The organism is Caballeronia sp. SL1002, assembly GCF_057814995.1.
The window spans coordinates 2,293,909-2,316,856 of sequence record NZ_JBYMUW010000002.1 but is presented as its reverse complement, the minus strand read 5'-3'; the positions used below and the strand labels follow the sequence as shown (position 1 = coordinate 2,316,856).

The following is a 22,948-nucleotide window of genomic DNA, read 5'->3' as shown; positions in this document are numbered from 1 at the left end:
TAGGGTCTTGAAAACGATGCGAACGCACTTATGTTGCGTACAGGTATGAATTTTGGGCGTCCGGCCCGGTTAAATCGGCGAAAAACGGCCCTTTTCCAGGTTCCGGACCCGCTGCGATCAAAGTTAGGAGAAACCAAAAATGGGCAAGATTATCGGTATCGACCTCGGCACGACCAACTCGTGCGTGGCGATCATGGAAGGCAATACGGTCAAGGTCATCGAGAATTCGGAAGGCGCGCGCACCACGCCGTCGATCATCGCTTATGTCGATGAAAACGAAATTCTCGTCGGCGCGCCGGCCAAGCGTCAGTCGGTCACGAACCCGCGCAACACGCTGTACGCGGTGAAGCGCCTGATCGGCCGCCGCTTCGAAGAGAAAGAAGTGCAGAAGGACATCGCATTGATGCCCTACAAGATCATCAAGGCCGACAACGGCGACGCCTGGGTGGAAGCGCGTGATCAGAAGCTCGCGCCGCCCCAGATTTCGGCCGAAGTGCTGCGCAAGATGAAGAAAACCGCTGAAGACTACCTCGGCGAGCCGGTCACGGAAGCCGTGATCACGGTTCCCGCGTACTTCAACGACAGTCAGCGCCAAGCCACGAAAGACGCAGGCCGTATCGCCGGTCTGGAAGTGAAACGGATCATCAACGAACCGACCGCAGCCGCGCTCGCGTTCGGTCTCGACAAAGCCGAAAAGGGCGACCGCAAGATCGCCGTGTATGACCTGGGCGGCGGCACGTTCGACGTCTCGATCATCGAAATCGCGGATGTCGACGGTGAAATGCAGTTCGAGGTGCTCTCGACCAACGGCGACACGTTCCTTGGCGGCGAAGATTTCGACCAGCGCATCATCGATTACATCATCGGCGAGTTCAAGAAGGAACAAGGCGTCGATCTGTCGAAAGACGTGCTCGCGCTGCAACGCCTGAAGGAAGCGGCGGAAAAGGCGAAGATCGAACTGTCGTCCACGGCGCAAACCGACATCAACCTGCCGTACATCACGGCCGACGCGTCGGGTCCGAAGCACTTGAACCTGAAATTTACGCGTGCGAAGCTCGAAGCGCTGGTCGAGGAACTGATCGAGCGCACGATCGAGCCGTGCCGCACTGCCATCAAGGATGCAGGCGTGAAGGTCGGTGAGATCGACGACGTGATTCTGGTCGGCGGTATGACGCGTATGCCGAAAGTGCAGGAAAAGGTTAAGGAATTCTTCGGCAAGGATCCGCGCCGCGACGTGAACCCGGACGAAGCCGTGGCCGTGGGCGCCGCGATTCAGGGTCAGGTTCTGTCGGGCGACCGCAAGGACGTTCTGCTGCTCGACGTAACGCCGTTGTCGCTCGGCATTGAAACGCTCGGCGGCGTGATGACGAAGATGATCAACAAGAACACGACGATCCCGACGAAGCACGCTCAAACGTACTCGACGGCCGACGACAACCAGGGCGCCGTGACGATCAAGGTATTCCAGGGCGAACGCGAAATGGCGGCGGGCAACAAGCTGCTGGGCGAGTTCAACCTTGAAGGCATTCCGCCGGCACCGCGCGGCACGCCGCAGATCGAAGTGACCTTCGACATCGACGCGAACGGCATCCTGCACGTCGGCGCGAAGGACAAGGCGACCGGCAAGGAAAACAAGATCACCATCAAGGCGAATTCGGGCCTGTCGGACGCTGAAATCGACCAGATGGTGAAGGACGCCGAAGCGAACGCTGAAGAAGATCACAAGCTTCGCGAGCTGGCCGATTCGCGCAATCAGGGCGACGCGCTGGTCCACAGCACGAAGAAAGCGGTGGCCGAGTACGGCGACAAGGTCGATGCAGCCGAGAAGGAAAAGATCGAAGCAGCGCTGAAGGACCTCGAAGACACGCTGAAGAGCGGTTCGAGCGACAAGGCGGCGATCGACGCGAAGATCGAAACGCTGGCAACGGCCTCGCAAAAGCTCGGCGAAAAGATGTACGCCGACATGCAGGCAGCGCAAGGTGCGGCGGGTGCCGCAGCGGGCGCGGCGGGTGGTGCCGAAGCCGGTGCGGGCGCGAGCCAGCCGCACGACGATGTCGTCGATGCGGATTTCAAGGAAGTGAAGAAGGACTAAGTCATTGAACCGCGCAAGCGTTTCATCGGCTAGACCGGGTCCGAGATGTCGCGTGGTTACGCGCGGTATCGCGCGAAACCGGCAGGTCGAGCGAGAGCGAAGATAAAGAACGCGCCTGGCGAGCCTTTTGGCTCCCCGGGCACGTTGTTTTTTTAGAGGGCGCGCGTGTTTGCTGCGATTGCGGCATCGGGCGTCCAGAGAGTCACACGGGTCGCGAGACCCCCAAGCATCTAAGAGGCAGCCGCTTGGCCGACACGGCCGGTGGCGTTGAACCGATATGGCGAAACGGGATTACTACGAGGTTCTGGGCGTCGCGAAGAATGCGGGCGACGACGAAATCAAGAAGGCGTATCGCAAGCTCGCGATGAAATATCACCCCGACCGCAATCCGGACAACAAGGATGCGGAAGAGCATTTCAAGGAGGCGAAAGAAGCCTATGAAATGCTGTCGGACTCGCAAAAGCGCGCGGCTTACGACCAGTACGGCCACGCAGGCGTCGATCCGAACATGGCCGGCGCGGGCGCGCAGGGCTTCGGCGGTTTCGCCGACGCGTTCGGCGATATCTTCGGCGACATCTTCGGTCAGGCGGCGGGCGGTGCAGCCGGCGGACGCGGTGGCCGTGGCGGTCCGCAGGTGTATCGCGGCGCGGATTTGCGCTACAGCATGGAAATCACGCTGGAGCAGGCGGCGCATGGCTACGACACGCAGATCCGCGTGCCGAGCTGGGCCAATTGCGACATCTGCAAGGGCTCGGGCGCGAAGCCCGGCACCAAGCCGGAAACCTGCCCGACGTGTAACGGGCAAGGCACCGTGCGCATGTCGCAGGGCTTTTTCAGCATCCAGCAGACGTGCCCGAAGTGTCACGGCAGCGGCACCTACATTCCTGAACCGTGCGCGCACTGCCACGGCGCGGGCAAGGTGAAGGAAACGAAGACGCTGGAAGTGAAAATCCCGGCGGGTATCGACGACGGCATGCGCATCCGCTCCGCCGGCAACGGCGAGCCGGGCATCAACGGCGGTCCGAGCGGCGACTTGTATGTGGAAATCCACATCAAGCAGCACTCGGTGTTCGAGCGCGACGGCGACGATCTCCATTGCCAGATGCCGATCCCGTTCACGACGGCGGCGCTCGGTGGCGAGATCGAAGTGCCGACGCTCGCGGGCCGCGCGAGCTTCACGGTGCCGGAAGGCACGCAGTCGGGCAAGACGTTCCGTCTGCGGGGCAAGGGCATCAAGGGTTTGCGTTCGAGCATCGCGGGCGATCTTTACGTGCACGTTCAGGTGGAAACGCCGGTGAAGCTGACCGAGCAGCAGCGCGATATTCTCAAGCAGTTCGAGAAATCGCTGGTCGAGGGTGGTTCGCGGCATAGTCCGCAAAGCAAAAGCTGGTTCGATCGGGTGAAGAGTTTCTTCGATTGATGCAATGACACAAGTTCAGCGCAACGCCACGTTCGCGCTGCTCGACGATTGCGACGCGACCGCCGAAAGGCGGTCGAGTCGTTTATACACGGGCTTCGCGCACGAACACGCATGCACGGACGGCGCGCAACTCGACGCCGTGTGCGCCGCCGTGCAGCGCGATCTGGACGCAGGCTTGCACGCGGTCGTCCTCGCGGCTTACGAATTCGGCCGCAACCTTCAATTGGCGCAACCCGGCGATGCCGCGTTGCGCTTTTTGTTGTTCCGCGATTGCGCGTTTTTGTCGGCGGAGGAAGCGGGCGCGTGGCTCGCGAAGCACGACGACGGCGCGGTGGCCGGCGTGGCGGGGATCGAACCGAGCGTGACGCGCGAGGCGTTCAACCAGGCGATCGACGCGATTCACGACGCATTGCGCGCCGGCGATTCGTATCAGGTCAATTTCACGATGCGCCTCGCGTTCGACGTGTTCGGCACGCCGCTCGCGCTTTACCGGCGCTTGCGGGCGCGCCAGCCGGTGCGCTACGGCGCACTGATCGCGTTGCCGGAAGCCTCGGGACGCGCTGTTCTCTCGTGCTCGCCCGAGCTTTTCATCGAAAAGCAGGGCGACACCTTGCGCGCGCGTCCGATGAAAGGCACCGCGCCGCGCGATGTCGCGCCCGAGTTTCTCTCCGGCGATCCAAAAAACCGCGCGGAAAACGTGATGATCGTGGATTTGCTGCGCAACGACATGTCGCGCGTGGCGGTGACCGGCTCGGTCCGCGTGCCGGCGCTCTTCTCAGTCGAACCGTACAACGCCGTGTGGCAGATGACGTCGACCATCGAAGCGCGCGTGCGGCCGGGAACCGGTTTCGCCGATCTCCTGCGCGCGCTGTTTCCGTGCGGATCGATCACGGGCGCGCCGAAATACAAGACGATGCAGCTGATCGACGCGATCGAAAGTACGCCGCGCGGGCTTTATACGGGCGCGATCGGCTGGCTGGATCGGCACGGCGATTTGTGTCTGTCGGTCGCGATCCGGACGCTGCTGGTGAACGGCGCGCGCGGCGAGATGGGCGTCGGCGCGGGCATCGTGCTGGATAGCGTCGCCGGCGATGAATTCGAGGAGTGTCGATTGAAGGCGAGCTTTCTGACCGGCGCCGTTCCCGGCTTCGCGTTGTTCGAGACCACGTTCGCGACGCGCGAAGGCGTGCGGCATCTCGAACGCCATCTGGCGCGGCTCGATGCGAGCGCGCGCTACTTCGGTTTTCCGTGCGACTTCGCTGCGCTGCGAGCGGCAATCGAGCACGAGTGCGCGGATTTCGACGCGGCGCAGTCGTATCGGCTGCGCGTCGAACTCGATAAAAGCGGCGCATTCGCGTTGACGCACGCGCCGCTCGCGCCATTGGCGCACGACACGGTGGACGTGCTGCTCGCACCGGACCACGGCTTCGCCCCGCAATGTTCCGACGATCCGCTGCTGCGCCACAAAACCACGCGTCGCGAGCAATACGACCGCGCGTGGCGCGCGGCGGAATCGGCGGGCGCGTTCGATATGCTGTTTTTCAACGAGCGCGGGGAGGTGACCGAAGGTGGCCGCACGAATGTGTTCGTGCAACTCGATGGCGTCTGGGGGACGCCGCCGCTCGCGGCTGGACTGCTGCCCGGCGTGATGCGCGGCGTGTTGATCGAAGAACTCGGCGCTGTCGAGCGGCCGGTCAGTCGCGCGGATCTCGAACGCGCCGGATCGATAGTGCTGTGCAACGCATTGCGCGGCGCGGTGAATGCGCGGCTGCGCTGACCGCGAAAATCAGAACGTGTGTTCCGGGCCGGGGAAACTGCCGTCTTTCACTGCCCGGACGAACGCCTCGACGGCCGCGAAAATGCTCGGCTGTCCCTGCATGAAATCCCTTACGAAACGCGGACGCTTGCCAGGGAAAATGCCGAGCATGTCGTGCAGCACGAGCACCTGACCCGAGCAGTCGATTCCCGCGCCGATCCCGATCGTCGGAATGGCGATCTGCTCGGTCACTTCGCGTGCGAGCAGTGTCGGTACGGCTTCGATCACGAGCAGCTGCGCGCCCGCGTCCTGCAGCGCGAGCGCGTCGCGGCGCATCTGGGCGGCCGCGGCGTCGGTTTTGCCCTGCACCTTGAAACCGCCGAAAGCGTGGACCGATTGCGGCGTGAGGCCAAGATGCGCGCAGACCGGAATCGACCGTTCGACCAGAAAGCGTACGGTATCGGCGAGCCATTCGCCGCCCTCGATCTTCACCATTTGTGCGCCCGCGCGCATCAGTTGCACGGCGTTCGCGTAGGCTTCCTCGCGCGAACCGAGCGTGCCGAACGGCATGTCGGCGACAATGAGCGCGCTCTTGTTGCCGCGCGCGACCGACGCCGTGTGATACGCGATATCGGCCAGCGTGACCGGCAACGTCGTGCTGTGACCTTGAAGCACGTTGCCGAGCGAATCGCCGATCAACATGACATCGACGCCCGCGCGATCCAGCAGCGCGGAAAAGCTCGCGTCGTAACACGTCAGCATCACGATTTTTTCGCCTGCGCTGCGCATCGTCTGAAGTTTCGGGACGGTGATCGCGCTGCGGCTGGTTTCCTGCAAGTACGTCATGGAAGTTTCCGGTGATACGGCGCGTCGCTTCGGCTCAACCGGGCGGGGAGCCAAAGCGGCCAGAGCGGCTCAGAGCGACATGCCTTTGACAAAGAATTCCTTGCGCCCGCGCATGGTTTCGATGCGTTCGACGAGCAGCGCAAGATCGGCTTCGGAATCGAGCGGATTCAGATGTTCTGCGTTCACCGTGAGCAGCGGCGTCGCGTCGTAGTGATAGAAGAAATCGTTATAAGCGTCGCACAATGCGCGCAGGTACGCATCGGGAATCTGCAGTTCCATCGGCATCGCGCGTTTCTGAATGCGCGCGAACAGCACTTCCGGACTCGCCTGCAGATAAACCACCAGATCCGGGGCGGGCGCGCTCGACTCGATGCGCGCGGCGAGTTCGCGATACAGCGCGAATTCGTCGTCGGGGAGCGTGAGACGCGCGAACAGCGCGCTTTTTTCGGTGATGAAATCCGCGATCAGCGGCGCGTGGCTGTTCAGCGCCGACGCCACGTCCCGCGTCTGCTTCATGCGTTGCAGCGCGAAGTGGAGCTGGGTCGGCAGCGCGAAACGCGTGGTGTCGTGGTAAAAGCGTTCGAGAAACGGGTTGTCCTGTGGACGCTCGAACAAGGTACGCATCGACCAGCGTTCGGCGAGCAGCGTCGCGAGCGTCGTCTTGCCGACGCCGATCGGTCCCTCGATGGCGATATAACGATGCGGCGGCGCGAGTTGCGGCGCGGTGACGGTCAGCGGCGGCGCAGCGCTCATCGAATGTTGTCCTCGGGTTTTGTTGCGGCTGGCGCCCGCGCGCCCAGCAGCGGACATTGGCAGGTCGCGACCTTTTCGATGCGCTGCGCGTGAACGCCGGCGAGAAAGGTATCGGCGCGGCCTTGCTGCGGAATGATCGCGTCGACGTCGAGTTCGACGAGCGGCACCAGAGCGAACGCGCGCTCGGTCAGACGCGGATGCGGCACGATCAGATCGGCTTCGTCGATGATCGTGTCGCCATATAAAAGAATGTCGAGATCGAGCGTGCGCGGTGCGTTGCGATACGGCCGCTCGCGCCCGAAATGCTCTTCGATGGTGTGGCAAAGACGCAGCAACTGCCGCGCGGGCAGCGTGGTTTCGATCCGCACGACGCAATTGAAATAGTCGTCGCCACCGGCGTCGATGGGCGCGGTGCGATAAAGGCTCGATTTTGCGAGCACGGTGATCGTGTGTTGCTGGGCAAGACACACGACCGCGTCTTTCAGGGTCTGGCGCGCGTCGCCGAGATTCGCGCCGAGGCCCAGATAAGCTACCGTCATGGCATAAGTCCTACGACTGTCGTTCGGCGGACAGCGAGCGTGGAACGTGGCTCAGTGCGTCAATCGTCGTGGCCGCCGTCGTACTGGCCGCCTTCGCGATCGCCGCGATCTTCACGATCCCCGGCGCTCGCGCCGCCCTCCATTCCGTCGCCCGGTGTGCGGCTCTTGGCGTTACTGCTGCGCCGCCGTCGTTTTTTGGGCGCCCGGTCCTTCCCGCCTTGCGAGAGCAGTGCTTCCCGCGCGGCCATGTCCCCGCTGATGAAATCCGTCCACCACTGTCCAACTGCGCTATCCAGTTCGCCGGATTCGCAACGGAGCAGGAGGAAATCATAACCTGCTCTAAATCTTTGGTGTTCCAGCAGCTTAAGCGCACTTCTTCCCGAGCGTTTTTCGAGGCGGTGCTGAAGGCCCCAGATTTCGCGCATATCGGATGAAAAGCGCTTGTGGATGGCGAGCTTCTCGGTCTGCATGTCGAGCACGTCGTCCATCGCGCGATGCAGCGCGGGCACGGGGAATTCGCCCTCGGCCGTGTACTGGTTCCAGCGCGTCTGCATGTCGTTCCACAGCAGCGTGGCGAAGAGAAAGCCGGGGGAAACCGTCTTGCCCGCGCGCACGCGCTCGTCCGTATTGGTGAGCGCAAGCGTGATGAATTTCTCGCCGTGCGGCTGTTCCAGCACGACGTCGAGCAACGGCAGCACGCCGTGATGCAGCCCTTCGGCGCGCAGCCGCGTGAGACACGCGAGCGCGTGGCCCGAGAGCAGCAGCTTGAGCATTTCGTCGAAGAGACGCGCGGCTGGCACGTTGTTGATGAGTTCCGCGAGTTGCTTGATCGGCGCGCGCGTCGATTCCTCGATTTCGAAGCCGAGCTTCGCCGCGAAACGCACCACGCGCAGCATCCGCACGGGGTCTTCGCGATAACGCGTCGCCGGGTCGCCGATCATGCGCAGCAGGCGCGCGCGGATGTCGGCCATGCCGTCGTGGTAGTCCAGCACGGTTTGCGTGGCCGGATCGTAGTACATCGCGTTGATCGTGAAGTCGCGGCGCGTGGCGTCTTCGTGCTGCTCGCCCCACACGTTGTCGCGCAGCACGCGCCCGCTCGCGTCCACCGCGTGCGTGCGCGAATCCAGCTCGCCTCGGCGCAGGCGCGGCGGCGGCGGCGAGGGCGGCGCGTCGGCGGGGGTATCGACGAGCGCGCGGAACGTGGAAGTCTCGATGATGTCCTGCCCGAACTGCACATGAACGATCTGAAAGCGCCGGCCGATGATGCGCGCACGGCGAAACAGCTTCTGCACCTGATCCGGCGTGGCGTCGGTTGCGACGTCGAAGTCCTTCGGCGCGACGCCGAGCAGCAGATCGCGCACCGCGCCGCCGACGATAAACGCCCGGTGGCCCGCCTGCTGCAGTCCGTCGGTCACGCGCACGGCGTTCTTCGAGATGAGCGCCGGGTCGATGCCGTGAATGTCCGACGACAGAATGACCGGCACGTTCGGATCGCGCTTCGCCGGCGCGGCGGTTTTCTTCGCGCGGGTCTTGCGGGCGGCGTCGGTGGCGCGGGCGGGAGCGGCGGTTTCCGTCGATACGTCGGCGGGCGGCGTGCTTTCCTGACCGAACAGCTTGCGGATGAGTTTTTTGATCACGAGTTTTGAAAGAGGTCCAGGATGCGCCAGCCTTTTGCCTGCGCGTGCGCGCGAAGGGTGTCGTCGGGGTTGGTCGCGATCGGGTCGGTGACTTTTTCCAGCAACGGAATGTCGTTGTGGGAGTCGCTGTAGAAGTAGCTGTGCTCGAAGTCGCCGAGCTTTTTGCCAAGCGAGGCGAGCCACGCTTCGGTGCGCACGATCTTGCCTTCGCGATAGCTCGGCGTGCCGGTCGGACGGCCGGTGAACGCGCCGGCCGGGTCGTTATCGACGGTTTCGACTTCGCACGCGATCAGCGTCTCGATGCCGAACGCATCGGCGATCGGCGCGGTAATGAAGGCGTTGGTCGCGGTGACGAGGCAGCACAGGTCGCCGTTGTCCTGGTGCTCGCGCACGAGTTCGAGCGCGGCGGGCACGATGCGCGGACTGATGACTTCGCGCATGAACTGCGCGTGCCAGTTGTCGAGCTGCGCGCGCGAATACTGCGCGAGCGGCCCGAGCATGGCGCGCAGATAAGCCTGAATGTCGAGCACGCCTGCCTTGTAATCGGCATAGAAGGCATCGTTCTGACGCGCGAATTTTTCCGCATCGACGATACCGAGCTTCACCATGAAGCGGCCCCATTCGTGGTCGCTGTCGGTCGGGATGAGCGTGTGGTCGAGATCAAAGAGGGCGAGGTTCATGGGAGCGCATTTTACTTGAAGCGGGTTGAAGCGTTCTCGGCTTCGTCGGCCGGAAGGCGGGCGCCGAACAGGTCGGCTGGCGCGGCGGGATCGCGGGAGGGCGTTTCGGCCGCGATTTCGCTTTCGGCCGCGTCGGAATTTGCTTCGGTCTCGCGCGCGCGTGCGGCCGCGACCCGTGCGATCACGATGCGCAGAAACGGCAAGGTCACCGCGCGTTTCTGTTCGAGCGAAAAGCGGTCGAGTTCGTCGAGGAGCGCCATCAGGCTCGGCATGTCGCGGCGAAAATGCGTGAGCAGATAAGCGGGCACATCGTCGGCGAGCGCGATGCCGCGTTCGCGCGCGGCGTGTTTGAGCACCGAGGCCTTGCCTTCGTCGGTGAGCGGGCTCAGGTGAAATACCAGACCCCAGCCGAGCCGTGTGCGCAAGTCCTCGCGCACCGACAAACCCATCGGCGCGGCGCTGCCGGTCGCGACCAGCGCGCTCGTCGGATGCGCGCGCACCTCGTTGAACAAGTTGAAGAGCGCGATTTGCTGGGCGCCGGACAAGCCGTCGCAATCGTCGATGGCGTAGAGCGTCACGCGTGGATCGAACGTGAACGCGGCGAGCGCGCTCTGCGGCCCGAGAAAGCGCGCGCGCCCGGTCGCCTCGTGGACGAGCGCCTGCAGCAGATGGCTGCGGCCGCTGCCCGGCTCGCCCCAGATATAGAAGGAGCGATCGGCGACCGGACCGGCCGCGAGCGCGCTTTCGAGTTCGCGCAGCCGCGTCACGAGTTCGTGATTGCTGGCGGCGAAAAAATTGTCGAAAGTGGCAGGCGGCGGCGTGCCGAGATCGAGCGTCAGTTGGCGTTGCACGGGAAGTCGGTTCCGTCAGGGCTTATCTTGAAAAACGAGGTGCGGGTACTGCTGGTCTGCCAAAAGTCCGCCAAACGCCGCGCCAGTTCTGGGCGCGCGGTCTTTATACGAATTAATCGGTCGCGCCGGTCAATCTCGAAAAGGCTGCGCGCGGAGTTCGCCCACGCGCGGACTGGATAGAACGGCCAAGCTTCGGACCCAGGTGTCGTCGGAACGGGAGAATTCCAGCCAACCGGCCGGCATCGGGTAAAATCGCATTTTACCGACCTTCTCGCTTATCCCCCATGAATCAGCCGAAATCCGCCCCCGACGCACAAGGTTTGTCCTACCGCGACGCGGGCGTGGACATCGATGCCGGCGACGCGCTCGTCGACCGCATCAAGCCCTTTGCCAAAAAAACCCTGCGCGACGGCGTGCTGGGCGGCATCGGCGGTTTCGGCGCGTTGTTCGAAGTGCCGAAAAAGTACAAGGAACCGGTGCTCGTGTCGGGCACGGACGGCGTCGGCACGAAGCTGCGCCTCGCGTTTCAGCTGAACAAACACGACACGGTCGGCCAGGATCTCGTCGCGATGAGCGTCAACGATATTCTCGTGCAGGGCGCGGAACCGCTCTTTTTCCTCGATTATTTCGCGTGCGGCAAGCTGGATGTGGACACGGCGGCGACTGTCGTGCAGGGCATCGCGCAGGGTTGCGAGCTGTCGGGTTGCGCGCTGATCGGCGGTGAAACGGCTGAAATGCCGGGCATGTATCCCGATGGCGAATACGATCTGGCGGGCTTTGCGGTCGGCGCGGTCGAGAAAAGCAAGATTATCGACGGCAGCACGATCGTGCCGGGCGATGTAGTGCTCGGGCTGGCGTCGAGCGGCATCCACTCGAACGGGTATTCGCTGGTGCGCAAGATCATCGAGCGCGCGCAGCCGGACCTGAACGCCGATTTCGACGGGCGCTCGCTTGCCGACGCGCTGATGGCGCCGACGCATATCTACGTGAAGCCGTTGCTCGCGCTGATGCAGCAGATCGCGGTGAAAGGCATGGCGCACATCACCGGCGGCGGCCTCGTGGAAAACATTCCGCGCGTGCTGCGCGACGGTCTGACCGCCGAACTGGATCACGCCGCATGGCCGCTGCCGCCGCTGTTTGCGTGGCTGCAGAAGCACGGCGGCGTCGCCGATGCGGAAATGCACCGCGTGTTCAATTGCGGAATCGGGATGGTGGTGATCGTGTCCGCCGCCGATGCGGAAGCGGCCACGGGCTTGTTGTCGGCCGCGGGCGAGCAGGTCTGGAAGATCGGCACGATCCGCGCGAGCGCTGAAGGCGAAGCGCAGACCGTGGTGGTTTGAACGGCCGTTGACGTTGCAGGATTGGAAAAGCCGCTCTCGAAGAGCGGCTTTTTTGCGTTTCGGGGCCGTTAAAACTGGGGCGTTAGCGCTATGAAAGCCCGAGCACGCGTTCCAGTACGGTCAGCACTTGCGCGCTCGCGTCCAGTGCGCAGCAATCCACGCCGATCCGCTCCGGCATCGCGCGTAGCCACGTCAACTGGCGCTTACAGAGTTGCCGCGTCGCGAAGACGCCACGATCGCGCATGGTGTCGTAATCCGTTTCGCCGTCGAGATATTCCCACGCCTGGCGATAGCCGACGCAACGCATCGACGGCAGTCCCGGATTCAGATCGCCGCGAGCGCGCAGCGCTTCCACCTCGCCGATAAACCCCGCCGCGAGCATTGCATCGAAGCGCGCAGCGATCCGCGCATGCAGCACGGCGCGGTCCGACGGTTCGAGCGCGACCGGTACGAACTGGCGACGCGCGCTGTCCTCGGGAAGGCGCGGCTTGGCGAGCAGCGTCGACATCGCTTCGCCCGTCAGCATGAACACTTCCAGCGCGCGCTGGACGCGCTGCGAGTCGTTCGGCGCGAGCCGCGCGGCCGTGGCGGGATCGACGGTGGCGAGACGCGCGTGGAGCGCGGGCCAGCCATCGCGAGCGGCATCGGCTTCGAGCGTCGCGCGCAATTCCGGGTTCGCCGCCGGCAGATCGTTCAAGCCCTCGGTGAGCGCCTTGTAGTACATCATCGTGCCGCCGACCAGCAGCGGAATGTTCCCGCGTGCCTCGATCTCGCCGATCAACCTCAGCGCGTCGGCACGAAATTCGGCGGCGGAATAGGCCTCGGCGGGATCGACGATATCGATCAGATGATGCGGCGCGGCCGCCCGCTCAGCGGCGCTGGGCTTGGCTGTGCCGATATCCATCTCGCGGTAGACGAGCGCCGAATCGACACTCACGATTTCCACCGGATGACGCGCCGCGAACGCCAGTGCGGCGGCGGTCTTGCCCGACGCGGTCGGGCCGAGCAGGCACGCGATGGATTGTGTCGAGGAGGCGCCGCTCATTGGCCGCGCATGAAGAGGCGGTCGAGGTCGCCGAGCGTCAACTGGAACCAGGTCGGACGGCCGTGGTTGCATTGATCGGCGCGGTCGGTGGCTTCCATCTGGCGCAGCAGTCCGTTCATTTCGTCGAGCGTGAGGCGCCGGTTCGCGCGCACCGCGTGATGGCACGCGAGCGTGCCGAGCAATTCGTGCTGGCGTTCGGTGAGCACGCGCGAGCCGCCGTAGGCTTGCAGATCGGCGAGCACGGCGCGGGCGAGCGACTGGAGATCGGCGTCCTTCAGGAGCGCGGGCACGGCGCGAATGGCGATGGAAGTGGGCGACAGCACGGCCAGATCGAAGCCGAGTGCATCCAGCGTCGCGCGTTCTTCCTCCACGACGCCGATCTCGACAGCATCCGCGTTCATCGAAACGGGAATGAGCAGCGGCTGCACGGCAATCGCACGGTCCGCGAGCGCGTTCTTGAACTGCTCGTAGAGAATGCGCTCGTGCGCTGCGTGCATATCGACGATCACCAGCCCCTGCGCGTTCTGCGCCAGCACGTAAATACCGTGGATCTGCCCGAGCGCGAAGCCGAGCGGCTGCTCGGCGGTTTCCGCGCGGTAGCTCGCGAACGGCGACGCGGCTTGCGGCGCGTCGCTCGCGTTATCTTCAGCATGCTCGCCGATTGTCGCGCCTTGCGGCGTGCCCGCGTTCACGTCGCGACGGCCGAACAGCGCGTCGTAGAGCGCGAGCGGCTGGGCGACCGGCAGCGTGCCTTGCGCCATGCGCGACTGGCGCAGCCACGTCGTGCCATTCTCGCTCGCGCCGGCGTGATTGCGCGTCAGTGCATCGCCGATGGTGTTCAGCACGCCCGCGCCCGTGAGCGGCCGCGCGCTGAACGACGCCGGCCCGGTCGGCTCCAGTTGCGCGGCGTGCCCGCCTGCGGTCGTTTCCGGCGATGCCCCTGCCTGCCGCGCGAGCGCGCGCTGCACGGCGTGGAACACGAACTGGTGGATCGAGCGGGAATCGCGGAACCGTACCTCGATTTTCGACGGATGCACGTTCACATCCACCGCTTCGGGCGGCAAATCGAGAAACAGCACATACGACGGATAACGGTTGCCGTGCAGCACGTCCTCGTAAGCCGCGCGCACCGCGTGCGTCAGCAGCTTGTCGCGCACGAAACGTCCGTTGACGAAGAAATACTGCTGATCGGCGCGGCCTCGGCTTGCGGTCGGCAAACCCGCGCAACCGTAGACGGCGAGCGGCCCGGCGCGTTCGTCGAGCGGCAGATGCGCGGTTGCAAACACCTCGCCGAGAATTTTAGCGACACGCGTCTGCGGATCGCTCGCGTTCCAGTGCTCGACAGCCTTGCCGTTATGCAGCACGGAAATCGCGACATCGGGACGGGCGAGCGCCGTGCGCCGGATCATTTCGAGACAGTGGCCAAGTTCGGTCTGTTCGCTTTTGAGGAACTTTCGGCGCGCTGGCGTGTTGAAGTAAAGCTCGCGCACTTCCATCGTCGTGCCGACGGTGCCGGCGGCGGGCGTGATCGCGCCGGTCTGTCCGTCGATTCGCGTGGCGTGCGCGCAGGTGTCGGTTCGGCTCGTGATGAAAAGCTCGGCCACCGAGGCTATCGACGCCAGCGCTTCGCCGCGAAAACCGAGCGTCGCGACGGCTTCGAGTTCGGCGAGCGAGCGGATTTTGCTGGTGGCGTGGCGCAGAAGCGCGAGCGGCAACTCGGCGGGCGGAATGCCGCAGCCGTCATCGGCGATCACGATGCGCTTCACGCCGCCTTCGTCGAGTGTGATGCGCAGACTTTGTGCGCCGGCATCGAGGGCGTTTTCGAGCAGTTCCTTCACCACCGAGGCCGGCCGTTCCACCACTTCGCCCGCCGCGATCTGGCTGATCAACTGGTCGGGAAGCGGCTGGATGGCGCGCGCGCGGGGCATGGCGGCGGGCGCGGACGGCGCGGCGGCGGCGTCGGAGATTTCGGTGGTATCGGGCATGCCCAAATTATAACGATTCGCGCACGGCGGGCTTCGGCCAGCACTTTCCCACGGGGTTTTGGCGGGATCGGCTTAGGGTTTGCTGGTTTTTGGCGCGGCAAGTTTCGGTATCATGGCGCGTCTTGGTCGTCTGGCGACGTGGCCTTTCGGGCCGCGCGGTTTATCGCCCGTGACGTCTGTTCACCGCCGGAGCGATCGGCTCACTTTACTTTTTCGTCGGGGAATTCATTTGGACACGCTGCTACAGTTTCTGAGCCTCATCCTTCACATCGACAAATCGCTCGGGTTTTTCATCGAGAATTACGGCGGCTGGGTGTACGCAGTGCTGTTCCTGATCGTGTTCTGCGAGACGGGGCTGGTCGTGTTCCCGTTCTTGCCGGGCGATTCGCTGCTGTTTATCGGCGGCGCGTTTGCGGCGACCGGCTCGATGGATCTCGGCGCGCTGATCGTGCTGCTGCTGGTCGCGGCGGTCGGCGGCAATACGCTGAATTACTGGATCGGCCGCAAGATCGGCCCGAAGGTTTTCGATACGAACCTGCCGGTGATCGAACGATTCCTCGACCGCGCAGCCCTGCAAAAAACCCACGATTTCTACGAGCGGCACGGCGGTAAAACCATCGTGATCGCGCGTTTCGTGCCGGTCGTGCGGACCTTTGCGCCTTTCGTGGCGGGCGCTTCCTCGATGAATCACGGACGCTTCCAGCTTTTCAACGTGCTCGGCGCGCTGATCTGGGTGCTGCTGCTCGTGTTGCTGGGCTACTTCTTCGGCAATATTCCGTTCATCCGGCAATATCTGAACGTGATCGTGCTGGTCGGGATTGGCGCCGCCGTGATTCCGATCGCGCTCGGCGCGCTGTGGAAAGTGCTGCGGCGCGCGCCTAAGGCTTGAGGTACTGAGGGTCCGAGCGACGCACGCGAGACGCGATGCAAAAAACAGCGAGGCCGCCATCGGGCGGCCTCGCTGTTTTATTTACGTGAGCGCTAGAAAGCGATCAACCGCGCCGGAACAGCCGGATGATGAAGAGCAGCACCACGGCGCCGATCACCGCTGTCGCGATCGAGCCGATCCAGCCGCCGCCGAGCGTGATGCCGAGCATGCCGAACAGCCAGCCGCCGATCACCGCGCCGACGATACCCACCAGAATATCGACGATCAGGCCAAACCCGCCGCCCTTGACCAGCAAGCCGGCGAGCCAGCCCGCCACCGCGCCGATGATGAGCCACGCGACCAAACCGTGTTCTATGAATGCCATGTAGAAGCCTCTGTTAAAAGTTGAATGTTCGATGCACCCGCATCGGGCGTGCAGAATTTAGCCGACGCGCGGTGTCGCGTGGACGTTTCAGAAGGTCAAAGTTTGTCTGCGTGAGAGCGGTGCAAGGTGCGCATGGACCCCGTGTCAGCACCGGATGACGGGCTTCCCGGAGGATTTCGATGGAGCTTTCCTCTGGTCCGGCCACGCGTCGCGCTGTGATACTTTCGCGGGTTGCGGGATGAATGAGCACGTCGAAGCGTCGCGACTTGAGCGGCGGTGGCGGCCGTGAGTTGCCGCCAAATGTTTTATGCTCGCGAAGGTGTCGAAAGTGATTGACGAAAAAACAGGTGTGTCGAGTGGGTCGGGGTGGCGTTCGGTCCGGATGGCGTTGGCGATCGCCAGCGCGGTCCTGGCGATGTCGGGCTGTGGCATATTCGGCTGCGGCGGCGCGGCATCGAATGGCGGTGGATTCGGCGGATGCGTCGCCGGGACGCGGTTCTGATGGGCGGAGCGTTTGCCGGATGGCCGGAAACGTTGAAAAAACAAACAGGGCAGGGATTGGAAGTATGGCGGTAGCACGTTCAGTTAAGTTTTTCGCGACGACGGCATGGGCCGTCGTGATTGGAACCGGGTTGGCGGCGTGCTCTTCGGAGCCGCGTATTCCGGCGCCCGTGGTCGACCGTTCCAGCGGCAGCGCGCCGCCGGTCGCGCAGAGTGAGCCGCCCGTTGCGCCGGCGCCCGCGCCGGCCGCGCTCGCGCCGCTCCCGCTTGCGGGACCGGGTTTTTATCGCGTGAAGCCCGGCGATACGTTGTACGGCATCGCCCGGGCGCAGAAGCAAAAGCCCGCCGATCTCATCCGGTGGAACAACTTGCCGCCGAGCATGCAGGTGAATATCGACCAGTTGTTGCGCGTCGCGCCGCCAGGAGCGGCCTCGGCATCGGCGGACGACTGGAATAAGTCGTCGTCCCAGCCGCCTTTGCTGGGCGTCGCGCCGGGAGCGGCTGAGCCCAAGGCTGCGCCGCCGGCAGCGCATGAAGAGGCACCCGCGGTGTCGAAGGGCGACATTGCGCTTGCATGGCCCGCTCAGGGCGACGTCGTGACGAAGTTCGGCGGAGGCAGCAAAGGCATCGACATCGAGGGCAAGGTCGGCGCGCCGGTGAAAGCGGCCGCACCGGGCAAGGTCGTGTATGCGGGCTCGGGCTTGCGCGCTTACGGCCAGATGATCATCGTGAAACATAGCGGCGACTACCTCACCGCCTATGCGCACAACAGCAAGCTGCTCGTGCGCGAAGGCGATACGGTCAAGCAGGGCGCGACCATCGCCGAAATGGGCGTCGGCACGAACAACAAGCCGCTGCTGCACTTCGAATTGCGCAAGTCGGGGCAGGCGGTCGATCCGCTGGCGTCGCTCGGCAAGGGTGGCTGAGATGACTGTGCGCATTGAACGAGGAGCAGGTTGGTGAGAAAAGTTGCGATCATCGCGTGGCTCGCGGCCGGACTTCTGGCAGGCTGCGACAACCAGCAGGGCGACGACGCCATGAACAAGCTCAAGGCGTTTTTCAACGCCGTGAAACCGGACACGCTGCTTCTCAAGAACCTCACGCCCGGCGTGACGACGGAGGCGGAAATCCGCAACCAGATGGGCGAGCCCGACTCCACGCGTACCTTCACCGACGGTTCGAAGCGTCTCGAATATCCGCGCGGCCCGGCGGGCACGACGACCTACATGGTCGATATCGATGCAGCCGGCAAGTTCGTCGCCGTGACGCAAGCGTTGACGGCGGCGAACATCGCGAAGATTCGTCCCGGCATGACGATGGACGAAGTGCGCCGGATCCTCGGCAAGCCGACGACCATCGCCGAATATCCGCTGAAGAAGGAGCGCGTGTGGAGCTGGCACTGGCTCGAAGACGGCGTGAATCGCGATGCGATGTTTAACGCGCATTTCGGGCCGGACGGCATCGTCACGACCACGTCGCGGTCCGAATCGGTAGGTGGCGGCAGCCGCTAACACGACGATGGCATACAGGAAAAGTAATTCGAGTGCGGACGCACGCCGCGCGTTGATGACGTTGGCGTCGGCGTTTCGGGACGCACGGGCGGCGCGCCCGGCGGACGTTCTGCCTGCATGGGAATGCGCGGGCGGCCATGAGTGGGACGATACCGTGAGCGCGTCGCGAAACGTGCGCTGCATGAGTTGCGCGGCCCAGCGGCGCGAAGCGCATCTCGCGCGGTTTGGCGACTTTGCGCGGGCTCGTGGCGGTGAGTTGCTGAGCGAGCGTTACGTCGATGCTTCGACGCCTTTGCGTTGGCAATGCGCGCATGGGCACACGTGGGATGCGACGGCGGGCGAGGTGGAGCAGCGCTGGTGCGTGGAGTGTGTGCGGCAGAAGCGGTATGAGGATGCAGTGATCGCAACGGTCGACGAGGACTGAGATTTTCGGCGCCTGGCTTACGGCGCATAGCGGAATTCCCACTGCTGATAAGTTCGCGCGGCGCCAAATTCTGCCTGCTCGGCGCGAAATCGGGCTGTTTTGATGGGTCTTCGCGACGACGCGCTGCGCACGCCCATCACGCCTCCTTCCGCAGACACAATGGGTACGAACGGCCTGCCGGTAAGCGGATCGGGATAGAGCCTGCGCAAATAGCGGCGCATCCCCGGATAGCGTGGATCGCGCAATAGATCACCGAGTTTCGCCGGATACGGCCGCGCGCCCGTTGGCGTGCTTTGAACATATTGGCGAATGGCATCGCGATACAGATTGCCCGTGTAGATCAAGTCCGCCTCGGCTGCGCGCTGGTTCGACCGGGCGAGATTCTCAAGCAGCTTGCCGAGTCCCAGCGTAATGAACAGGACCATGAGCAACGCCCAGAAATAGGCGACGCCCCGCTCGCGTCGCCGTCCCGGCCATTTTCTTACCACGCGTCGTACTCCGTGCCGTCAAGCGCTTTCCCGCGCGCGCCGCTTTTTACGTCGACGACGCGTTTGTTGTCATCATCCATACCGGGAATGGGCACCCAACTGTCATTGCGGTTCGTCACCGGGTCCAGCGGCAAGGCCCGCAGATAATGGCGCTCCGTCAGCGCGGCGAGCTTTTCCGGATATCTGCCCGTGTCGCTGTAGTACTCGTCGAGCGCCCGGCGCAGGACCGCGAGATTCGCCTTCAACGCGGCTTCTTTCGCGCGGTCGGTCTGATGAACATAGCGCGGCGCGACGATCGAAAGGAGCGTCGCCACGATAGCCAGCACGACCAGCAGTTCGATCAAGGTAAAACCCCGTCTGCGCGCTTTCAGAGGCATTTTTTGGTCACCATTTTCGATACGGGACGCCGTTGGTCCCTTCGCGTTCACTCAGCGAAAACACGTCGTACACGTCGGTGCCTTCCTGCGGGTCGTCGGCGTCGCTTGCGTAGCTGCGCTTACCCCAGGTATCTGCGGAGGGCGCAGATCCTGCCGGATTCATCGGATCGCGCGGCACGCGGCGCAGAAAGTAGATTTTCCGGCCCTTCGGATCGCGCTGGTTCACTGTGCCGGTCACCAGATCGTCCAGCGACTTCGGGTAACCGGTCGAATCCAGCGAACGTGCGATGCGGCCTTCGTCGCCGGCTTGCTTGTAGGCGTCGATCGCGGTCCGGACTTCGCGCAATGCGTCTTTCAGTTCGCGCTCCTTTTCGTGCTGTTCGTGCATTTTCGCGAAAGGCGTCGCGACCGACGCAACGATCGCGACCAGCGCGACGGTGACGATCATTTCGATCAGCGTAAAGCCGGTATTGAACCGGCTCGGCTCGGCTTCACGGCGACACGACGATTTGCCTGGGCAATGCGACCGTGCTGGGAATCTGCACATGGCTCTCTTTCTCCACTTTTACGTTCTGCAATGACAAGTTGAGCGGGCTGCCTGCAGGACGATCAGCCTGGAACGAAATCATCGCGAGCGAGCCGTCGGCCGTGGCCTTGCCGATCGAAATATGGACGTTGTCTCCGTTCCGCTTTGCATTCAGCACGACCCCTGTGCGCGGTTCGACCTTGAGCATCTGGATATCCGGCCGGTCCAGAACAAGATCGAGTTCCGCTTGTTCGAAAGCCGGTCCCTGGGCGAGCAGATTGACCGTGAAACTGCTGTTCGCCGCAGTCTGCGAAGGCGCGGCCAAGTCGAAACGAATCGCGTCAGTCCGCACCTCGGGATTAGCCGGTGCGCTCAGCGCCCGCAGGGCCGGTGACGGCGCGACGACGGCGCCGGTGTCGGCGGGTGCGGCGGGAGGCGGCAAGCTATCGGAATCGCTGTACTGCGCGGCGGGCGTGAGACGCAACGGCCGCGATGACACTTGCTCGGCCGTGCCGCTCGGGAACGTCTGAGCGTAGGAATTTGGCATCGCCAGCGAGCGCACCACGTGCGGCGTGATCAGCAAGACGATTTCCGACCGACTGCCGCTATCGGTCGTGTTGGAAAACAGTCGCCCGAGCAGCGGGATTTTCCCCAAACCAGGAAGATGCGTGCCGGATTCCTGGCTGTCGCTCTTGATCAAACCCGCCAATGCCTGGGTTTCACCTTCGTGCAGGCGCAGCACGGTCGTCGCGTTGCGTGTGCCGATCTGGTAAGCAAGCAGGCCGGTGGACGAGGAGCGGACTTCCTTCACGATATTGCTAACCTCCAGCGCCACTCGCATTGTCACGTCGTTGTCGATGTGAATCTCGGGTTCCACGTCCAGCTTCAGGCCGACGTCGAGGTAGCTGACGGATTCCGTGATGGCGCTCGAAGTCTGGTTGACCGTCGAGGTGATGACGGGCACCTTGTCGCCGATCAGCACGCTGGCCTTTTCGCGGTTCAGCACGCGGATGCGCGGATTGGCGAGCAACCGCGTGCTGCCGCTGGTCTGGCGCAGGTTGAGGACCGCGAGCGGATCGGGAAACGTCAGAGGGAAACTGTTCTTGTTCAGGCCTCTCAGTTGATCGATGGTCAAGCTGGCGGGTAAGCCGGCCGGTCCGACCATGCTGGCGCTCACGCTGGTGGGAAACTGAATGCCCACGTTGAGCAGATCGTTGGAATTGACCTCGAGGACTTCAACGTCGAGCATGACCTCGGGGCTGGCGATATCGTAAAGGTCCAGCAACCGGAGAATCGTGTCCTGAACCGTTTCGGTATCGCGCACCACCAGCATCTTCAGCCGCTCGTCCACGTACATCGACTTCGGCGCCACGACCGTGCGCAGCATTTCCTGCACTTTCTTCGGATCGGCGCTGTTCAGGTAATAGGAGCGCACGACCAGATCGTCATAGCGCTTGCGCTTTTCTTCGGTGGCCGGATAGATGAAAACCGTGCTGTCGTTGAGGATCTTTTTGTCGAGTTGCGACGTTTGCAGGATCAGATTCAGCGCGTCCATGACCGTCGTATTGCGCGCGTAGATCGTGGCGCGCAGATCGGGACTGACGTCCTTGTCGAGTACGAAGCCGATGCCCGATGTCTGGGTCAGGATCGCGAGGACGGAGCGGATATCGACGTCCTTCAGTTCGAGCGTGACCGGCGTCTGCAATGACTGGTTCAGCGCGGGCAGCATCATCGCCGCGCGGGTGTATTTCGCGTCGATTTGCTGCAAGAGCTGGCGCGCCATCACGTGAGCGGCGTTCTCCGACAGAATCGCGTTCAGCAATTGCCTGGCGGTTGCGGCATCGCCTTTCGCGAGCGCGGCCCGAGCTTCGTCCAGTTCCGTCTTTTCGCGCTGTTCACGCGCGATCAATGCGATTCCGCGCAACGCCTCCGTGTTCTGCGAGTCATACCGCAGGACGTCCTGATAGGCCGTGAGCGCATCGTCGACATGGCCGTTCGCGCGCGCTGTCGCCGCCTTTTCCATCGACGTCTGCATTTGACGGTCGCGCTGCGCGATGTACTTCATCCGGTATTGCTCCGGATTTTCCAGCGACGCCAGGCGCATCTGGTCCAGACCTTCGACCGCCTTTCCTTCCTGGAGCAACGTGTTGCCGCTGTGCCAGTTGCCATAGCCGGCACATCCGCCGACGCCCGCCATCAGGACGCTCACGACCAATCCCCGTGCCAGCCGCCGGGTATCGCGGGTATCGCGGGGCGCGCGGGGCGCGCGCGCGTGCGCCGATAACGCGCGATACCAGAATTGCCGGTGACTCATCTGTTTACCTGTTCGATCAATTGCTGTTGCAACGGGTGACTCGCGATAAAGTTTTGGCCGACCTGTCCGGCCGCGACGCCACCGGGACGCGGCGGCGCGTTTCCGCCTGTCGCGATCAGTCGTGTTTCGTTGGTTTGCAGGTGACGGAGCGTGACGCTTTCGGTTGAGATCGACTGGACACGCCAGGTGCCGTTCAAGACTTCTCCCGTGCGGAGCACGGCGGGGTCGCCGCTCGACGCGAAGAAAACCTGCACGATGCCGTCCTTCACGATGCGGCCCAGATAAACCACGTCCGGCTGATTCGGCGTGACGGGTAGCGGCGGCAAGGGCGGCGTGACGTTTGCATCCGCGTCCGCCTTCGCGTGTGGCGCGGGTAGCGGCGGTGTACTTGAAGCAACCCTTGCGGATGATGTCGGCGGCCCGGGTAGCCGAAGCCGCGCCCACGGCTTGTCTTCCACATAAGCGACGCGCGCCGCGGGGGTTTGCGTCGCGGGCGTCGGCGCGGGGAACGGCAGCGGCGATTCGACGGGTTCGGCGCGGAGCAACAACGCGATGGCGCCCACGACGGTCGCGACCAATACCAGTTGCACGGAGGGAGAAATGGTCATCC

At 63.8% G+C, this 22,948-nt stretch carries 22 protein-coding genes; 8 read left to right on the top strand and 14 right to left on the bottom strand.

Features of this window, described 5'->3' with window-relative positions; all coding sequences use genetic code 11:
- Positions 1-139: 139 nt before the first annotated feature.
- From dnaK to pabB, 3 genes are all read left to right on the top strand, one after another.
- Positions 140-2,092 carry a molecular chaperone DnaK gene (dnaK, locus tag AC3D25_RS13170; RefSeq protein WP_488888815.1) on the top strand — a complete coding sequence of 651 codons (1,953 nt, stop codon included), beginning with the start codon at positions 140-142 and terminating at the stop codon, positions 2,090-2,092.
- Positions 2,093-2,369: 277 nt separating this feature from the next.
- The gene (gene dnaJ / locus AC3D25_RS13165; RefSeq protein ID WP_488888814.1) at positions 2,370-3,512 is read left to right on the top strand and encodes a molecular chaperone DnaJ; all 1,143 of its coding nucleotides are present in this window, start codon (positions 2,370-2,372) and stop codon (positions 3,510-3,512) included.
- A gap of 4 nt (positions 3,513-3,516) precedes the next feature.
- Positions 3,517-5,289 carry an aminodeoxychorismate synthase component I gene (gene pabB, locus AC3D25_RS13160; RefSeq protein ID WP_488888813.1) on the top strand — a complete coding sequence of 591 codons (1,773 nt, stop codon included), beginning with the start codon at positions 3,517-3,519 and terminating at the stop codon, positions 5,287-5,289.
- Positions 5,290-5,298: 9 nt separating this feature from the next.
- Here pabB and panB read toward each other — a convergent pair whose 3' ends face one another.
- From panB to hda, 6 genes are all read right to left on the bottom strand, one after another.
- Positions 5,299-6,114 (bottom strand): 3-methyl-2-oxobutanoate hydroxymethyltransferase, encoded by an 816-nt coding sequence (gene panB / locus AC3D25_RS13155; RefSeq protein ID WP_488888812.1) that lies wholly within the window; start codon positions 6,112-6,114, stop codon positions 5,299-5,301.
- 69 nt (positions 6,115-6,183) lie between these two features.
- Complete coding sequence (locus tag AC3D25_RS13150; protein ID WP_488888811.1) at positions 6,184-6,867, bottom strand: deoxynucleoside kinase; 684 nt, start codon at positions 6,865-6,867, stop codon at positions 6,184-6,186.
- Positions 6,864-7,406 carry a 2-amino-4-hydroxy-6-hydroxymethyldihydropteridine diphosphokinase gene (gene folK, locus AC3D25_RS13145; RefSeq protein WP_488888810.1) on the bottom strand — a complete coding sequence of 181 codons (543 nt, stop codon included), beginning with the start codon at positions 7,404-7,406 and terminating at the stop codon, positions 6,864-6,866. The genes AC3D25_RS13150 and folK overlap by 4 nt, the downstream gene beginning before the upstream one ends.
- A 59-nt stretch (positions 7,407-7,465) precedes the next feature.
- A complete protein-coding gene (gene pcnB / locus AC3D25_RS13140; protein ID WP_488888809.1) occupies positions 7,466-9,043 on the bottom strand; it encodes a polynucleotide adenylyltransferase PcnB in 1,578 nt (525 codons plus the stop codon).
- Positions 9,040-9,723 carry a histidinol-phosphatase gene (locus tag AC3D25_RS13135; RefSeq protein ID WP_488888808.1) on the bottom strand — a complete coding sequence of 228 codons (684 nt, stop codon included), beginning with the start codon at positions 9,721-9,723 and terminating at the stop codon, positions 9,040-9,042. The genes pcnB and AC3D25_RS13135 overlap by 4 nt, the downstream gene beginning before the upstream one ends.
- Before the next feature lie 11 nt (positions 9,724-9,734).
- Positions 9,735-10,574: a DnaA regulatory inactivator Hda gene (gene hda, locus AC3D25_RS13130; RefSeq protein ID WP_488888807.1), complete on the bottom strand. Its 840-nt coding sequence runs from the start codon at positions 10,572-10,574 to the stop codon at positions 9,735-9,737.
- Positions 10,575-10,858: 284 nt separating this feature from the next.
- Between hda and purM the strand changes: the two genes are divergently transcribed.
- Entirely contained in the window at positions 10,859-11,914 is a 1,056-nt protein-coding gene (purM, locus tag AC3D25_RS13125; protein ID WP_488888806.1) for a phosphoribosylformylglycinamidine cyclo-ligase, read from the top strand.
- Positions 11,915-12,002: 88 nt separating this feature from the next.
- On the opposite strand, the gene miaA is transcribed toward purM, so the two are convergent.
- Positions 12,003-12,959 (bottom strand): tRNA (adenosine(37)-N6)-dimethylallyltransferase MiaA, encoded by a 957-nt coding sequence (gene miaA / locus AC3D25_RS13120; RefSeq protein ID WP_488888805.1) that lies wholly within the window; start codon positions 12,957-12,959, stop codon positions 12,003-12,005.
- Complete coding sequence (mutL, locus tag AC3D25_RS13115) at positions 12,956-14,944, bottom strand: DNA mismatch repair endonuclease MutL (protein WP_488888804.1); 1,989 nt, start codon at positions 14,942-14,944, stop codon at positions 12,956-12,958. Before mutL ends, miaA begins: the two co-directional genes overlap by 4 nt.
- 229 nt (positions 14,945-15,173) lie before the next feature.
- Here mutL and AC3D25_RS13110 point away from each other — a divergent pair, with 229 nt between their 5' ends.
- Positions 15,174-15,833: a VTT domain-containing protein gene (locus AC3D25_RS13110; protein ID WP_488888803.1), complete on the top strand. Its 660-nt coding sequence runs from the start codon at positions 15,174-15,176 to the stop codon at positions 15,831-15,833.
- 103 nt (positions 15,834-15,936) lie between these two features.
- Here the strand turns inward: AC3D25_RS13110 and AC3D25_RS13105 are convergent, their stop codons facing one another.
- Positions 15,937-16,188: a GlsB/YeaQ/YmgE family stress response membrane protein gene (locus AC3D25_RS13105; protein ID WP_488889689.1), complete on the bottom strand. Its 252-nt coding sequence runs from the start codon at positions 16,186-16,188 to the stop codon at positions 15,937-15,939.
- 680 nt (positions 16,189-16,868) lie between these two features.
- Here AC3D25_RS13105 and AC3D25_RS13100 point away from each other — a divergent pair.
- The 3 genes from AC3D25_RS13100 to AC3D25_RS13090 all read left to right on the top strand — a co-directional run bounded on the left by AC3D25_RS13100 (position 16,869) and on the right by AC3D25_RS13090 (position 18,633).
- Positions 16,869-17,624, top strand: a complete 756-nt coding sequence (locus AC3D25_RS13100) for a peptidoglycan DD-metalloendopeptidase family protein (RefSeq protein ID WP_488888802.1) — start codon at positions 16,869-16,871, stop codon at positions 17,622-17,624.
- Positions 17,625-17,735: 111 nt separating this feature from the next.
- A complete protein-coding gene (gene bamE / locus AC3D25_RS13095) occupies positions 17,736-18,209 on the top strand; it encodes an outer membrane protein assembly factor BamE domain-containing protein (protein WP_488889688.1) in 474 nt (157 codons plus the stop codon).
- A gap of 55 nt (positions 18,210-18,264) precedes the next feature.
- The gene (locus AC3D25_RS13090; protein WP_488888801.1) at positions 18,265-18,633 is read left to right on the top strand and encodes a hypothetical protein; all 369 of its coding nucleotides are present in this window, start codon (positions 18,265-18,267) and stop codon (positions 18,631-18,633) included.
- A gap of 17 nt (positions 18,634-18,650) precedes the next feature.
- Here AC3D25_RS13090 and AC3D25_RS13085 read toward each other — a convergent pair whose 3' ends face one another.
- Genes AC3D25_RS13085 through AC3D25_RS13065 form a run of 5 tightly spaced genes read right to left on the bottom strand, consistent with a single transcriptional unit; the run spans position 18,651 to position 22,946 of the window.
- Positions 18,651-19,121, bottom strand: a complete 471-nt coding sequence (locus AC3D25_RS13085; protein WP_488888800.1) for a type II secretion system protein — start codon at positions 19,119-19,121, stop codon at positions 18,651-18,653.
- Positions 19,115-19,498, bottom strand: a complete 384-nt coding sequence (locus tag AC3D25_RS13080; protein WP_488888799.1) for a type II secretion system protein — start codon at positions 19,496-19,498, stop codon at positions 19,115-19,117. Before AC3D25_RS13080 ends, AC3D25_RS13085 begins: the two co-directional genes overlap by 7 nt.
- A 7-nt stretch (positions 19,499-19,505) precedes the next feature.
- Positions 19,506-20,045, bottom strand: coding sequence for a type II secretion system protein (locus AC3D25_RS13075; RefSeq protein ID WP_488888798.1), 540 nt, complete (start codon positions 20,043-20,045; stop codon positions 19,506-19,508).
- A complete protein-coding gene (locus AC3D25_RS13070) occupies positions 19,990-22,338 on the bottom strand; it encodes a hypothetical protein (protein WP_488888797.1) in 2,349 nt (782 codons plus the stop codon). The genes AC3D25_RS13075 and AC3D25_RS13070 overlap by 56 nt, the downstream gene beginning before the upstream one ends.
- The gene (locus tag AC3D25_RS13065) at positions 22,335-22,946 is read right to left on the bottom strand and encodes a hypothetical protein (protein WP_488888796.1); all 612 of its coding nucleotides are present in this window, start codon (positions 22,944-22,946) and stop codon (positions 22,335-22,337) included. The genes AC3D25_RS13070 and AC3D25_RS13065 overlap by 4 nt, the downstream gene beginning before the upstream one ends.
- Positions 22,947-22,948: the final 2 nt, after the last annotated feature.

Bases quoted from the DNA above. Each gene is read 5' to 3' on its own strand.
- dnaK (WP_488888815.1), top strand. From the start codon at position 140: ATGGGCAAGATTATCGGTATCGACCTCGGCACGACCAACTCGTGCGTG.
- dnaJ (WP_488888814.1), top strand. From the start codon at position 2,370: ATGGCGAAACGGGATTACTACGAGGTTCTGGGCGTCGCGAAGAATGCG.
- pabB (WP_488888813.1), top strand. From the start codon at position 3,517: ATGACACAAGTTCAGCGCAACGCCACGTTCGCGCTGCTCGACGATTGC.
- panB (WP_488888812.1), bottom strand. From the start codon at position 6,114: ATGACGTACTTGCAGGAAACCAGCCGCAGCGCGATCACCGTCCCGAAA.
- AC3D25_RS13150 (WP_488888811.1), bottom strand. From the start codon at position 6,867: ATGAGCGCTGCGCCGCCGCTGACCGTCACCGCGCCGCAACTCGCGCCG.
- folK (WP_488888810.1), bottom strand. From the start codon at position 7,406: ATGACGGTAGCTTATCTGGGCCTCGGCGCGAATCTCGGCGACGCGCGC.
- AC3D25_RS13135 (WP_488888808.1), bottom strand. From the start codon at position 9,723: ATGAACCTCGCCCTCTTTGATCTCGACCACACGCTCATCCCGACCGAC.
- purM (WP_488888806.1), top strand. From the start codon at position 10,859: ATGAATCAGCCGAAATCCGCCCCCGACGCACAAGGTTTGTCCTACCGC.
- miaA (WP_488888805.1), bottom strand. From the start codon at position 12,959: ATGAGCGGCGCCTCCTCGACACAATCCATCGCGTGCCTGCTCGGCCCG.
- mutL (WP_488888804.1), bottom strand. From the start codon at position 14,944: ATGCCCGATACCACCGAAATCTCCGACGCCGCCGCCGCGCCGTCCGCG.
- bamE (WP_488889688.1), top strand. From the start codon at position 17,736: ATGAACAAGCTCAAGGCGTTTTTCAACGCCGTGAAACCGGACACGCTG.
- AC3D25_RS13090 (WP_488888801.1), top strand. From the start codon at position 18,265: ATGACGTTGGCGTCGGCGTTTCGGGACGCACGGGCGGCGCGCCCGGCG.
- AC3D25_RS13080 (WP_488888799.1), bottom strand. From the start codon at position 19,498: ATGCCTCTGAAAGCGCGCAGACGGGGTTTTACCTTGATCGAACTGCTG.
- AC3D25_RS13075 (WP_488888798.1), bottom strand. From the start codon at position 20,045: ATGTGCAGATTCCCAGCACGGTCGCATTGCCCAGGCAAATCGTCGTGT.
- AC3D25_RS13070 (WP_488888797.1), bottom strand. From the start codon at position 22,338: ATGAGTCACCGGCAATTCTGGTATCGCGCGTTATCGGCGCACGCGCGC.
- AC3D25_RS13065 (WP_488888796.1), bottom strand. From the start codon at position 22,946: ATGACCATTTCTCCCTCCGTGCAACTGGTATTGGTCGCGACCGTCGTG.